This window comes from Streptomyces sp. NPDC046900 (assembly GCF_040644975.1).
Classification (GTDB): domain Bacteria; phylum Actinomycetota; class Actinomycetes; order Streptomycetales; family Streptomycetaceae; genus Streptomyces.
Window position 1 is genome coordinate 142,168 of record NZ_JBEYXD010000001.1, and the last position, 11,537, is coordinate 153,704.

An 11,537-nucleotide genomic window follows, 5' to 3' on the forward strand; every position below is an offset into this window, starting at 1 on the left:
GACCGATTTCTTACTTGGTGGTCTCGACGACCAGCCGTTCGACGGCCTCGACGGCCTCGCCGACGGCGGCCGGGTTCTGGCCGCCGCCCTGGGCCACGTCCGGCTTGCCGCCACCGCCGCCGCCGAGCGTCTTGGCAGCGGTGCGGACCAGGTCACCGGCCTTGAGACCGCGCTCGCGGGCGGCCTCGTTGGTGGCGATGACCGTGAGCGGCTTGCCGTTGTTCACGGTGAACAGGGCGACCACGGCAGGCCGTCCGCCCTGGATGCGACCACGCACGTCGAGCACCAGCTTGCGCAGGTCGTCCGGAGTGGTGCCGTCCGGGACCTGGCCGGTGACGACGGCGATCCCACGCACGTCCTTGGCGGACTCGGCGAGACCGGCGGCGGCCTGGAGCACCTTCTCGGCGCGGAACTTCTCGATCTCCTTCTCGGCGTCCTTCAGCTTGCCGAGCATCCCGGAGACCTTCTCCGGCAGGTCCTCCGGGCGGCCCTTGAGGAGCTCGGTCAGCTGGTTGACGACCGTGTGCTCGCGGGCGAGGAAGTTGTAGGCGTCGACGCCGACCAGCGCCTCGATACGGCGGACACCGGAGCCGATCGAGGACTCGCCGAGCAGCTTCACCAGGCCCAGCTGGGCGGTGTTGTGCACGTGCGTGCCGCCGCACAGCTCCTTGGAGAAGTCGCCGATGGTCACGACGCGGACGCGCTCGCCGTACTTCTCGCCGAACTCGGCGATGGCGCCCTGCTTCTTGGCGTCGTCGATGCCCATGATCTCGGCCTGGACGTCCAGGTCGCGGGCGAGCACTTCGTTGATCTTCTGCTCGACGTCGGTCATCACGGCCGTCGGAACGGCGGAGGGGGAGCCGAAGTCGAAACGGAAGCGACCGGGCTGGTTCTCGGAACCGGCCTGGGCGGCCGTCGGGCCGAGGGCGTCGCGCAGGGCCTGGTGCGTCAGGTGCGTGGCTGAGTGGGCGCGGGCGATGGCCTTGCGGCGACGGGTGTCGATCGAGGCCTGGGCCTTGGCGCCGACGATGACCTCACCGACCTGGACGACGCCCTTGTGGACGTACACGCCCGGCACCGGCTTCTGGGTGTCGCGGACCTCGATGACGGCGCCGGAGTCGACCTTGATGCGGCCGGTGTCGCCGATCTGGCCGCCGCCCTCGGCGTAGAACGGGGTGCGGTCGAGGACGATCTCGACCTCGTCGCCCTCGGTGGCGGCGGGGGACGAGACACCGTCGACCAGGATGCCGACGACCGTGGACTCGCCCTCGGTGTCCGTGTAGCCGATGAAGTCGGTCTCGCCGGACGTGTCGGCGATCTCGCGGTAGGCGCCGAGGTCGGCGTGGCCGGTCTTCTTGGACTGGGCGTCGGCCTTGGCGCGCTCCCGCTGCTCCTTCATCAGGCGGCGGAAGCCGTCCTCGTCCACGGACAGGCCCTGCTCGGCGGCCATCTCGAGGGTGAGGTCGATCGGGAAGCCCCAGGTGTCGTGGAGCAGGAAGGCCTTGTCGCCGGACAGGACGGTGCCACCGGCGGACTTGGTCTCGGTCACGGCGGTGTCGAGGATGTTGGTGCCGGCCTTCAGCGTCTTGAGGAAGGCGTTCTCCTCGGCGAGGGCGACCTTCTCGATGCGCTCCCGCTCGCTGACGAGCTCCGGGTACTGCTGACCCATCACCCCGATCACGGTGTCGATGAGGTCCTTCACCACGGGGCCCGTGGCGCCGAGCAGACGCATGTTGCGGATGGCGCGGCGCATGATGCGGCGCAGCACATAGCCGCGGCCCTCGTTGCCCGGGGTGACACCGTCGCCGATGAGCATGGTGGCGGTGCGCATATGGTCGGTGACCACGCGCAGCGACACGTCCGAGGCGTGCGAGTGACCGTAGGCGACACCGGTGAGCTCGGTGGCCTTCTTGATCACGGCCATGGACGTGTCGATCTCGTACATGTTCTGCACGCCCTGCAGAATCATGGCGAGCCGCTCCAGGCCGAGGCCCGTGTCGATGTTCTTGCTCGGCAGGTCGCCGAGGATCTCGAAGTTGTCCTTGCCGGTGCCCTCGCCGCGCTCGAACTGCATGAAGACGAGGTTCCAGATCTCCACGTACCGCTCGTCGTTGACGGCGGGGCCGCCCTCGGCGCCGAACTCGGGGCCGCGGTCGTAGTTGATCTCGGAGCAGGGGCCGCAGGGACCGGGGACGCCCATGGACCAGAAGTTGTCCTTCATGCCCAGGCGCTGGATGCGCTCCTTGGGCACGCCGATGACCTCGTGCCAGATCTGCTCGGCCTCGTCGTCGTCCTTGTAGACCGTGATCCACAGACGCTCGGGGTCCAGGCCGTAACCGCCCTTGTCCTGGGGCGCGGTGAGCAGCTCCCAGGCGAGCTTGATGGCGCCTTCCTTGAAGTAGTCGCCGAAGGAGAAGTTGCCGCACATCTGGAAGAACGTGCCGTGGCGCGTGGTCTTGCCGACCTCTTCGATGTCGGGCGTGCGCACGCACTTCTGCACGCTGGTGGCGCGCGGGAACGGCGGCTTGACCTCGCCCAGGAAGTAGGGCTTGAAGGGCACCATGCCGGCCGGGACGAGAAGCAGAGTCGGGTCGTCCGCGATGAGCGACGCCGAAGGGACGACGGTGTGCCCGCGCTCCTCGAAGAAGCTCAACCAGCGGCGGCGGATTTCAGCCGACTCCATCAGTGGTCCTCATTCCGGTTGTACGAGTGCGCCGAGCTCTCGACGTACTTCGGGTTGTCGCGGTTCTCGATGGCGGGGTGCCGCCGGGGCGCCGGGAGTTCGGGGTCGCCGGATGCGGTCAGGCCCAGCGCGTCACCGAGTTCGGCCTCCCGCTGGGCCATGCCGGCCCGGACGTCGGACGCGAAGTCGAGCGCGCGGTCCTTGAGCCGGTGCCCCGCGTCCAGCGCCTTGTTGGCGGCCTGCGCGGCCAGGCTCTCGGGGGTCAGCTGCCTCAGCTTGCGGTTGACCTTGGTGGTGGCCCACACACCGGCGGCGACGCCCGTGGTGAACCAGAAGGTACGGCGGAACATCGCTCGGTCAGTCTCTCTTTTCCCGGGTGTTCCGCTTACCCCGTCGCGCGGACGGGACGGTGCGGCCCACGATCACGGTACGCCGGGGCGCCTTGGCGGGCACGTTCTCACCGCGGCCGGCCAGCGCCCTGCGCACGCCGTAGCCGAACGCCGCGACCTTGACCAGGGGGCCGCCGAAGGTGGACGCGACGGTCGTCGACAGCGCCGACGCGTTCGACGTGACCTCCTGGACGTCCGACGCGATGGCGTCGACCCGGTCGATCTGGGTCTGCGCGGAGCGCACCGCCTCGGAGGCGTCGGCCAGCAGCGGGACGGCCTGGTCGGTCACGTCCGCCACCAGCTTGGTGGTCGCCCTGAGCGTCTGGGCCAGCCTCGCCAGCGCGACGGCGAGGAAGGAGACCAGGATCGCCCAGAAGACGGCCACGAGGATCCCGGCAACCTCTCCACCGGACACCGCGCGCACCCGCTCCCTAGAACGTGCCTGAACATCGAAAAGTCGTCCCCCGAGCCTATCGCGCCGGGACGGCCGGTCCGTACCGGATTTGGGACCGGGTACGGAAGACGCGGCAGCCCGCCGCCCCGCTCGCCCGGAAGGGCGGGGGACGACGGGCTGCGCGTGGGGAGTGCTACGTCCGCGGACGGATGATCAGCGGGCGTAGTACTCGACGACGAGCTGCTCGTCGCAGATCACCGGGATCTCCTTGCGGTTCGGCTCGCGGTCCAGGCGGAACGCCAGGGCCTTGAGGTTCACCTGGAGGTAGCGCGGGGTCTCACCGTCGGGGGCGAAGCCACCCTCGCGGGCGATCTCGAACAGCGGCTTCTGACGGCTGCGCTCGCGGACCATCACGACGTCGTCGGGACGGACGCGGAACGACGGCTTGTCGACCTTCTGGCCGTTGACCTCGAGGTGGCCGTGGACGACCATCTGGCGGGCCTGGTAGATCGTGCGGGCGATGCCCGAACGCAGGACCAGCGCGTCGAGACGACGCTCCAGCTCGATGATCAGGGCCTCACCGGTCTTGCCCTGCACCTTGGAGGCACGCTCGTAGGCACGGACCAGCTGACGCTCGGAGATGTCGTACTGAGCGCGCAGACGCTGCTTCTCCAGCAGACGGACCTTGTAGTCCGAGTTCTGCTTGCGGCCGCGGCCGTGCTCGCCCGGCGGGTAGGGGCGGGCCTCGAAGTACTTGACGGCCTTCGGGGTCAGCGCGATGCCGAGGGCACGCGACTTCTTGACCTTGGGGCGGGACTGGTTCGCCATGAACCAAACACCTCGTGTTTCTCTGTGTATTCGGCTTCACCAGGGTTAGGGGAGGTCGCATCCGCAGCCGGGGAATCCCCGCGGGTCACATGGACCTGCCGGGCAGCCGCTCCCCTGGTCTGGGCACATACGTGCAGCACGCGAGTGGCCCACCGACCCGTACCCCGGCGCTGCCGGGGAGGTGGTGGGCTGCCCGCGACACCGTTCGACGGTGCGCGACGCTCCTGGATCCCCGCGCGGTGAGGCGTGGGGTTCCGGCTGGATGTCCCGCTCTGGTGGTGCCGGCTCCCCTTTTGTGAGGTACCGGACACGGGACGCAGCGCTTCGAGAAAGTCTACAGGCTGCTTACGGCTGCTTGCGACGCAGGTGCTTGCGGGTCCACTCCACGGCGTCCGCGTAGCGCGCCTCCCCGCCGTGCCGGGTCGGCGTGTAGTACTCGCGGTCCTTGAGTGCGTCGGGGGCGTACTGCTGGGCGGCGATGCCCTCCGGCAGGTCGTGCGGATACACGTACCCCTGCGCGTGGCCGAGCTTGGCGGCGCCCTTGTAGTGCCCGTCGCGCAGGTGCGGGGGCACGGGGCCGGCCAGTCCCTTGCGGACGTCCTCCATGGCGGCGCCGATCGCCGTGGTCGCCGCGTTGGACTTGGGGGCCAGGGCGAGGGCGATGGTGGCGTGGCTGAGGGTGAGCGCGGCCTCCGGGAAGCCGATCATCGCGACGGCCTGGGCGGCGGCGACGGCTATCGGCAACGCGTTGGGGTCGGCGAGGCCGATGTCCTCACTGGCGGAGATCATCAGGCGGCGGGCGATGAAGCGGGGGTCCTCCCCTGCCTCGATCATGCGGGCCAGATAGTGCAGCGCGGCGTCGACGTCCGAGCCGCGGATGGACTTGATCAGGGCGCTCGCCACGTCGTAGTGCTGGTCGCCGTCACGGTCGTACTTCACCGCGGCGCGGTCGACGGTCTCCTCCAGGGTCGTCAGACCGATCTCCGACTCGCCCTTGTCGAGCGCGGCCCCGGCGGCGGCCTCCAGGGCCGTCAGGGCACGGCGCGCGTCGCCCCCGGCGATCCGCAGCAGATGGGCCTCGGTGTCCTCGGGCAGCGTGACGGCGCCTGCGAGGCCGCGCTCGTCGGTCAGGGCCCGGCGGAGCAGGCCGCGTACGTCGTCGTCCGTGAGCGGTTCGAGCGTGAGCAGCAGGGAGCGGGACAGCAGCGGGGAGATCACCGAGAAGTACGGGTTCTCGGTGGTCGCCGCGATCAGGGTCACCCAGCGGTTCTCTACGGCCGGGAGCAGGGAGTCCTGCTGCGCCTTGCTGAAGCGGTGGATCTCGTCCAGGAAGAGGACGGTCTCCTTGCCGAAGCCGCCGGTGGCGCGGCGGGCGCCGTCGATGACCGCGCGGACCTCCTTGACGCCCGCGGTGATCGCCGACAGCTCGACGAAGCGCTTGTTGGTGGCCTTGGAGACGACGTACGCAAGGGTCGTCTTGCCGGTGCCGGGCGGGCCCCAGAGGATCACCGAGGAGGGTCCGGCGGGCCCGCCGTTGCCCTCGCCGACCAGTCTGCGCAGCGGGGATCCCGGCTTGAGCAGGTGCTGCTGCCCCACCACCTCGTCGAGGGTGCGCGGGCGCATACGGACCGCCAGGGGGCTGCCGGTCGGGTCCTTCTCCTGGCGTTCTTCGGCGGCGGCGGTGAACAGGTCGGGCTCCACGGTGAAACCCTATGTCACACCACTGACAACGCCGCCGGGCCAGATGCCCGGCGGCGTGCGGCGATGGTGGAGAGGCTCAGGCCCAGAGCTGGCTGCCCCACCGGGTCAGGATCAGCATGGCGATGATGCCGGCGTGGGTGAGCGGGAGCACCCAGGTGAACTCGGCGAGGAAGTTCTTCACCGGACGCGGGGCGGGCAGCAGGTCGTTGCGCACGTTGAACGAGGTCACGTACCAGAACATGGTGATCGTGGCGACCCAGGCCAGCGAGCACCACAGGCAGAGCGCGTTGATGCGGTACAGCGACTGGAACTGCAGCCAGGTGCAGAAGGCGACACCGAAGAGCGTGCCGAAGTTGAAGGTGAGCCAGTACCAGCGCGGGAAGCTCACGCGGGTCAGCAGGGTCATGCCGACGCAGATCACGATGCCGTAGCAGACGAGGCCGAGCATCGGGTTGGGGAAGCCGAAGGCGGCGGCCTGCTTGCTCTCCATGACGCTGCCGCAGGACACGATGGGGTTGATGCTGCAGCTGGGGGTGAACGTCTTGCCGCTCACCTTGCCCTCAAGGATCTTGAACTTGTCGATCGTGATGACCCACGCGGCGAGCAGGCCGGCCGCACCTGTGATCACCAGCAGCAGGGCGAACGCACGGCTGCCACCCACCGTCCGGGGTGTCTGCGTGCGCTCCGGCTCGGTCGACTCGGTGGAGACGTCCTTCACTGTCGTCTTGCTCATCACGTCGATTCCGATACTCGAGAGTTGGACCGGGGGCACGGGTCATTGTGCCGCACGCGTCTGTGTGACCACCGTTCGATGGACATAAGGAGATACGCGAGATCGGACCGGAGCGTTCGGTTTCGGCCGGTGCCCGTGGGCTGCGACACATGCGGTCACGGCCGCCGGAATCCCTCCCGGCGTCCCCCGCGCCACCGGCGGTTTCGCCTGTCCCAACCCCGATATTCCGGGCAGCACCGCCGGAACGGAGATCCTCCGGGTCGGGTGATCCGCGACTGCGTCCGGGGCTCGTACCCGGCCTGGATCTTCACCCGGCAGGCTCGCGCGCTTCTGAGAACGAGCATCGTCCGGCCGGACTACCCGGCGCGCACGGAGTTGACGTTCGGCGTGAGACGCGCCCTCCGTCTCACTCTCGGAACGAGGGGCCCGGGTAGACACCCGGGCCCTTGGCACCGGATCAGCCGAGCTTCGACTCCAGCTCCGCCACGATCTCGTTCACGCCGACCGCGACCTGCTCCCCGGACTCCATGTCCTTCAGCTGGACCACGCCCTCCGCGAGGTCCCGCTCGCCCGCCACGATCGTGTAGCGGGCGCCGCTGCGGTTCGCGTTCTTCATCGCGCCCTTGAGGCCCTTGGCCCCGTACGAGAAGTCGGCCGCGATGCCGAGCTTGCGCAGTTCCATGACCTTGGTGAACAGGACCCGGCGGGCCTCCTCGCCCAGCGGGACCGCGAACACACTGGTGGACGCGGGCAGTTCGAGTTCGACGCCCTCCGCCTCGAGGGCCAGCACCGTGCGGTCGACGCCCAGCGCCCAGCCCACGGACGGCAGCGCGGGACCGCCGATCATCTCCGACAGGCCGTCGTAGCGGCCGCCGCCGCCCACCGCGGACTGCGAGCCCAGGCCGTCGTGGACGAACTCGAACGTCGTGCGCGTGTAGTAGTCCAGACCGCGCACCAGCTTCGGGTCGTCCTCGAAGGAGACGCCCGCCGACGTGAGGAGCTCGCGCACCTCCTCGTGGTACGCCTTGCAGGCGTCGCACAGGTAGTCGCGCAGCATCGGGGCGCCCGTCAGCTGCTTCTGCACGGACTCGCGCTTGTCGTCGAGCACCCGCAGCGGGTTGATGTCGATGCGGTGCCGTGTGTCCTCGTCCAGGTCGAGGCCGCGCAGGAAGTCCTGGAGCGCGCTGCGGTAGACCGGGCGGCACTCCTTGTCACCGAGGCTGTTCAGCAGGATGCGGAAGTTCCGCAGGCCGAGCGAGCGGTAGGCCTGGTCGGCCAGGATGATCAGCTCGGCGTCGAGGTACGGGTCCTCGGCGCCGATCGCCTCCGCGCCGACCTGCGAGAAGTGACGGTAGCGGCCCTTCTGGGGGCGCTCGTAGCGGTAGTAGGAGCCCGAGTACCAGAGCTTGACCGGCAGGTTGCCGGCCTTGTGCAGGTTGGCCTCCAGCGCCGCCCGCAGCACCGAGGCGGTGCCCTCGGGGCGCAGGGCCAGCCTGTCGCCGCCCTTGGTCTCGAAGGCGTACATCTCCTTGGTGACGATGTCGGTGGACTCACCGACGCCGCGGGCGAAGAGTTCGACGTTCTCGAAGCCGGGCGTCTCGATGTAGCCGTAGCCGGAGTTCCGCAGCGGGGCGGCGATCGCCTCGCGCACGGCGAGGTACCTGGCGGATTCGGGCGGAATCAGGTCGTACGTGCCCTTGGGGGCCTTGAAGGTGCTCACGGAAGGTCTCTCGTCACATTCCTCGTCGGGGAGCGGGCTGGGCTCCCTGGCCGGCGGCCACCTGCCGCAGATACGGGTTGGTGGCGCGCTCCTGGCCGATGGTCGTCTGGGGGCCGTGGCCGGACAGCACCACGGTCGAGTCGTCGAGCGGCAGACACACACGGGCCAGCGAGTCGAGCATCTCGGCCATGTCACCGCCGGGCAGGTCGGTGCGTCCGATGGAGCCGGCGAACAGCAGGTCGCCCGAGAAGAAGACCGGCGGGATGTCCGCCGCCTCGGGCAGGCCGAAGGTCACCGACCCCTTGGTATGACCGGGCGCATGCGCGACGGACAGCTCCAGACCGGCCAGCTCGAGCCTCGCACCGTCGGTCAGCTCCTTGACGTCGTCGGGCTCCCCCACGGTGAGCTCACCCATGAGCGGCATCCCGATGGACCGCCCGAGCGCTTTCTCCGGATCGCTCATCATGTACCGGTCCCGGGGGTGGATCCACGCCGGTACGTCGTGTGCGCCGCACACGGGGACGACCGAGGCCACATGGTCGATGTGGCCATGGGTGAGGACGACAGCGACGGGCTTGAGCCGATGCTTCCTGAGCGCCTCCTCGACTCCCTGGGCGGCCTGGTGGCCCGGGTCGATGATCACGCACTCCTCACCCGCGGCGGGGGCGACCAGATAGCAGTTGGTCCCCCAGGCCCCGGCGGGGAACCCGGCAATCAGCACGATCGTCCTTCGTTGTGTAGTACGGGGGTGACTGGCTGTGGGTCAGAGCCTACCGGCGCTGCCGATTCCTCAGCGAACCCATATACGGTACGGGGCACGCGCATGCAGTCGGCACACAAGACGCACGCGCACCGGACGCGTACCAGACGCATGAGGAGAGAACCCCGTGGTCAGCCAGGAACAGCGGCGGCGACAGCTCGCCCGGGAGAAATTCTTGCGGCAGCAGCAGCGGCGTACCGACGCACGGCGCAAGTCACGCATGCGCACGTCCGTCATCGCGTCAGTGGTGGGCGTGGTCGTGGTGGCCGGCCTGGCCCTGTACACGACCGGGGCGCTGAAGAGCGACGACAAGAAGGCCAACGCCGGCGCGGAGGTGACGCCGAGCGCCTCCGCGGCGGCCAGCAAGGCGCCGGACCCGTGTGCCAAGCCCGCCGAGGGCCAGGTCAAGTCGCTGAGCTGGAAGAAGGAGCCGGCGATGACCATCGACACCTCGGCGAAGTACACGATGAAGCTCGCGACCACGTGCGGTGACATCGGTATCGCGTTGAAGACGGCCGCGGCCCCGCACACCGTCAACTCGTTCAACTTCCTTGCGGGCCAGGGCTTCTTCGACCACACCAAGTGCCACCGGCTCACCACCAACGGCATCTACGTGCTGCAGTGCGGCGACCCGCAGGGCACCGGTGCGGGCGGTCCCGGCTACACGATCCCCGACGAGAACCTGAAGGACGCGAGCCTGAAGGGGAACGTGTATCCGGCGGGCACGATCGCCATGGCGAACACCGGCCAGAAGCACACCGGTGGCAGCCAGTTCTTCCTGGTGTACCAGGACAGTCAGTTGCCGCCCACCTACACTCCGTTCGGCACCATCGACGCGGCCGGCATGAACGTACTCAAGAAAATCGCCGCCGCCGGCGAGAGCACGGGTGCGGGTGACGGCGCACCGAACGCGACGGTCGTGATCAACAAGGCCACAGTGGCGAAATCCTGACCGTCAACTGCGAAATTTCGGTCGCGCGGGATGCGGACAGCCGCCCCGCCGGTCGCCTATGTTGGCCGTGACGAAACTGTGGACGATGCCCGGGGGCGCTGAGGCTCCTCGCAGGCATCATGTGGAGGAGGCGCTGTGAGCAGCGACCCGTGGGGCCGCGTCGACGAGACGGGGACCGTGTACGTGCGTACGGCCGACGGCGAGCAGGTCGTCGGTTCCTGGCAGGCCGGCTCTCCTGAGGAAGCGCTGGCCTATTTTGAGCGCAAGTACGAGGGCCTGGTGGTCGAGATCGGCCTCCTCGAGAAGCGAGTACAGACGACCGACCTGTCGGCGAAGGACGCCGAGACCGCGATCGGCCACCTGCGCGAGCAGGTGGAGGCGCACCACGCGGTCGGCGACCTCGCCGCGTTGCGGACGCGACTGGAAAAGCTCGTGGAGTCCGTCGAGGCGCGCCGCGAGGAGCGCAAGGCGCAGCGGGCCAAGCAGTCCGACGAGGCGCGGCACGCCAAGGAGTCGCTGGTCGTCGAGGCCGAGGAGCTGGCCCAGTCCGACCAGTGGCGGTCGGCCGGCGAGCGGCTGAGGTCACTGGTGGACACCTGGAAGGGGCTGCCGCGGCTCGACCGGAAATCGGACGACGAGCTGTGGCACCGCTTCTCGCATGCCAGGTCGGCCTTCTCCAAGCGTCGCAAGGCGCACTTCGCGCAGCTGGACGCACAGCGCGAGGACGCCCGCAAGACGAAGGAGAAGCTGGTCGCCGAGGCCGAGGGGCTGTCCGCCTCGACCGACTGGGGTCCCACGGCCGCGCGCTACCGCGAGCTGATGGCCGAGTGGAAGGCCGCGGGCCGGGCCCAGCGTGAGCACGAGGACGACCTGTGGAACCGCTTCCGCGGTGCACAGGACGTCTTCTTCGCGGCACGCAGCTCGGTCTTCGCCGAGCGGGACGCCGAGCAGTCGGAGAACCTCAAGCTGAAGGAGGAGCTGGCTGAGGACGCCGAGAAGCTCCTGCCGATCACGGACCTGAAGGCCGCCCGGGCCGCCTTCCGCTCGATCAACGAGCGCTGGGAGGCCATCGGCCATGTGCCGCGCGACGCGCGTCCCAGGGTCGAGGGCCGGATGCACGCGGTCGACCGCGCCATCCAGGAGGCCGAGGAGAACGAGTGGCGCCGGACCAACCCGGAGGCGCGGGCCCGCGCCGAGGGTCTCACCGGTCAGCTGCAGGCGGCCGTGGACAAGCTGCAGGGCCAGATCGAGCAGGCTCGTGCCGCGGGCAACACCTCGAAGGCCGAGAAGCTGCAGAAGGAGCTTGAGGGGCGCCAGGCCCTTCTGGACCAGGCGCTGAAGGGCCTGCAGGAGTTCGGCGGCTGAGGACCGGGCGGA

At 69.4% G+C, this 11,537-nt stretch carries 10 protein-coding genes; 2 read left to right on the forward strand and 8 right to left on the reverse strand.

The features are described 5' to 3' along the window. Positions 1 to 10: 10 nt before the first annotated feature. The 8 genes from alaS to ABZ904_RS00645 all read right to left on the reverse strand — a co-directional run bounded on the left by alaS (position 11) and on the right by ABZ904_RS00645 (position 9,169). Positions 11 to 2,683, reverse strand: coding sequence for an alanine--tRNA ligase (gene alaS, locus ABZ904_RS00610; RefSeq protein WP_359390045.1), 2,673 nt, complete (start codon positions 2,681 to 2,683; stop codon positions 11 to 13). After that, the gene (locus ABZ904_RS00615) at positions 2,683 to 3,033 is read right to left on the reverse strand and encodes a DUF6167 family protein (RefSeq protein WP_359390042.1); all 351 of its coding nucleotides are present in this window, start codon (positions 3,031 to 3,033) and stop codon (positions 2,683 to 2,685) included. The genes alaS and ABZ904_RS00615 overlap by 1 nt, the downstream gene beginning before the upstream one ends. Before the next feature lie 7 nt (positions 3,034 to 3,040). Further along, complete coding sequence (locus tag ABZ904_RS00620) at positions 3,041 to 3,487, reverse strand: DUF948 domain-containing protein (RefSeq protein ID WP_359390040.1); 447 nt, start codon at positions 3,485 to 3,487, stop codon at positions 3,041 to 3,043. A gap of 192 nt (positions 3,488 to 3,679) precedes the next feature. Next, entirely contained in the window at positions 3,680 to 4,294 is a 615-nt protein-coding gene (rpsD, locus tag ABZ904_RS00625) for a 30S ribosomal protein S4 (RefSeq protein ID WP_359390036.1), read from the reverse strand. A gap of 345 nt (positions 4,295 to 4,639) precedes the next feature. After that, positions 4,640 to 5,995: a replication-associated recombination protein A gene (locus ABZ904_RS00630; protein ID WP_361820309.1), complete on the reverse strand. Its 1,356-nt coding sequence runs from the start codon at positions 5,993 to 5,995 to the stop codon at positions 4,640 to 4,642. A gap of 76 nt (positions 5,996 to 6,071) precedes the next feature. Beyond that, positions 6,072 to 6,728: a vitamin K epoxide reductase family protein gene (locus ABZ904_RS00635; protein ID WP_359390031.1), complete on the reverse strand. Its 657-nt coding sequence runs from the start codon at positions 6,726 to 6,728 to the stop codon at positions 6,072 to 6,074. A gap of 457 nt (positions 6,729 to 7,185) precedes the next feature. After that, positions 7,186 to 8,448 (reverse strand): histidine--tRNA ligase, encoded by a 1,263-nt coding sequence (hisS, locus tag ABZ904_RS00640; RefSeq protein WP_359390027.1) that lies wholly within the window; start codon positions 8,446 to 8,448, stop codon positions 7,186 to 7,188. A 13-nt stretch (positions 8,449 to 8,461) separates the two neighbouring features. Next, complete coding sequence (locus tag ABZ904_RS00645; protein WP_360991973.1) at positions 8,462 to 9,169, reverse strand: MBL fold metallo-hydrolase; 708 nt, start codon at positions 9,167 to 9,169, stop codon at positions 8,462 to 8,464. A gap of 166 nt (positions 9,170 to 9,335) precedes the next feature. On the opposite strand from ABZ904_RS00645, the gene ABZ904_RS00650 reads away from it, so the two are divergent. After that, positions 9,336 to 10,160: a peptidylprolyl isomerase gene (locus tag ABZ904_RS00650; RefSeq protein WP_359390021.1), complete on the forward strand. Its 825-nt coding sequence runs from the start codon at positions 9,336 to 9,338 to the stop codon at positions 10,158 to 10,160. 135 nt (positions 10,161 to 10,295) lie between these two features. Next, positions 10,296 to 11,525 (forward strand): DUF349 domain-containing protein, encoded by a 1,230-nt coding sequence (locus ABZ904_RS00655; protein WP_360991971.1) that lies wholly within the window; start codon positions 10,296 to 10,298, stop codon positions 11,523 to 11,525. Positions 11,526 to 11,537: the final 12 nt, after the last annotated feature.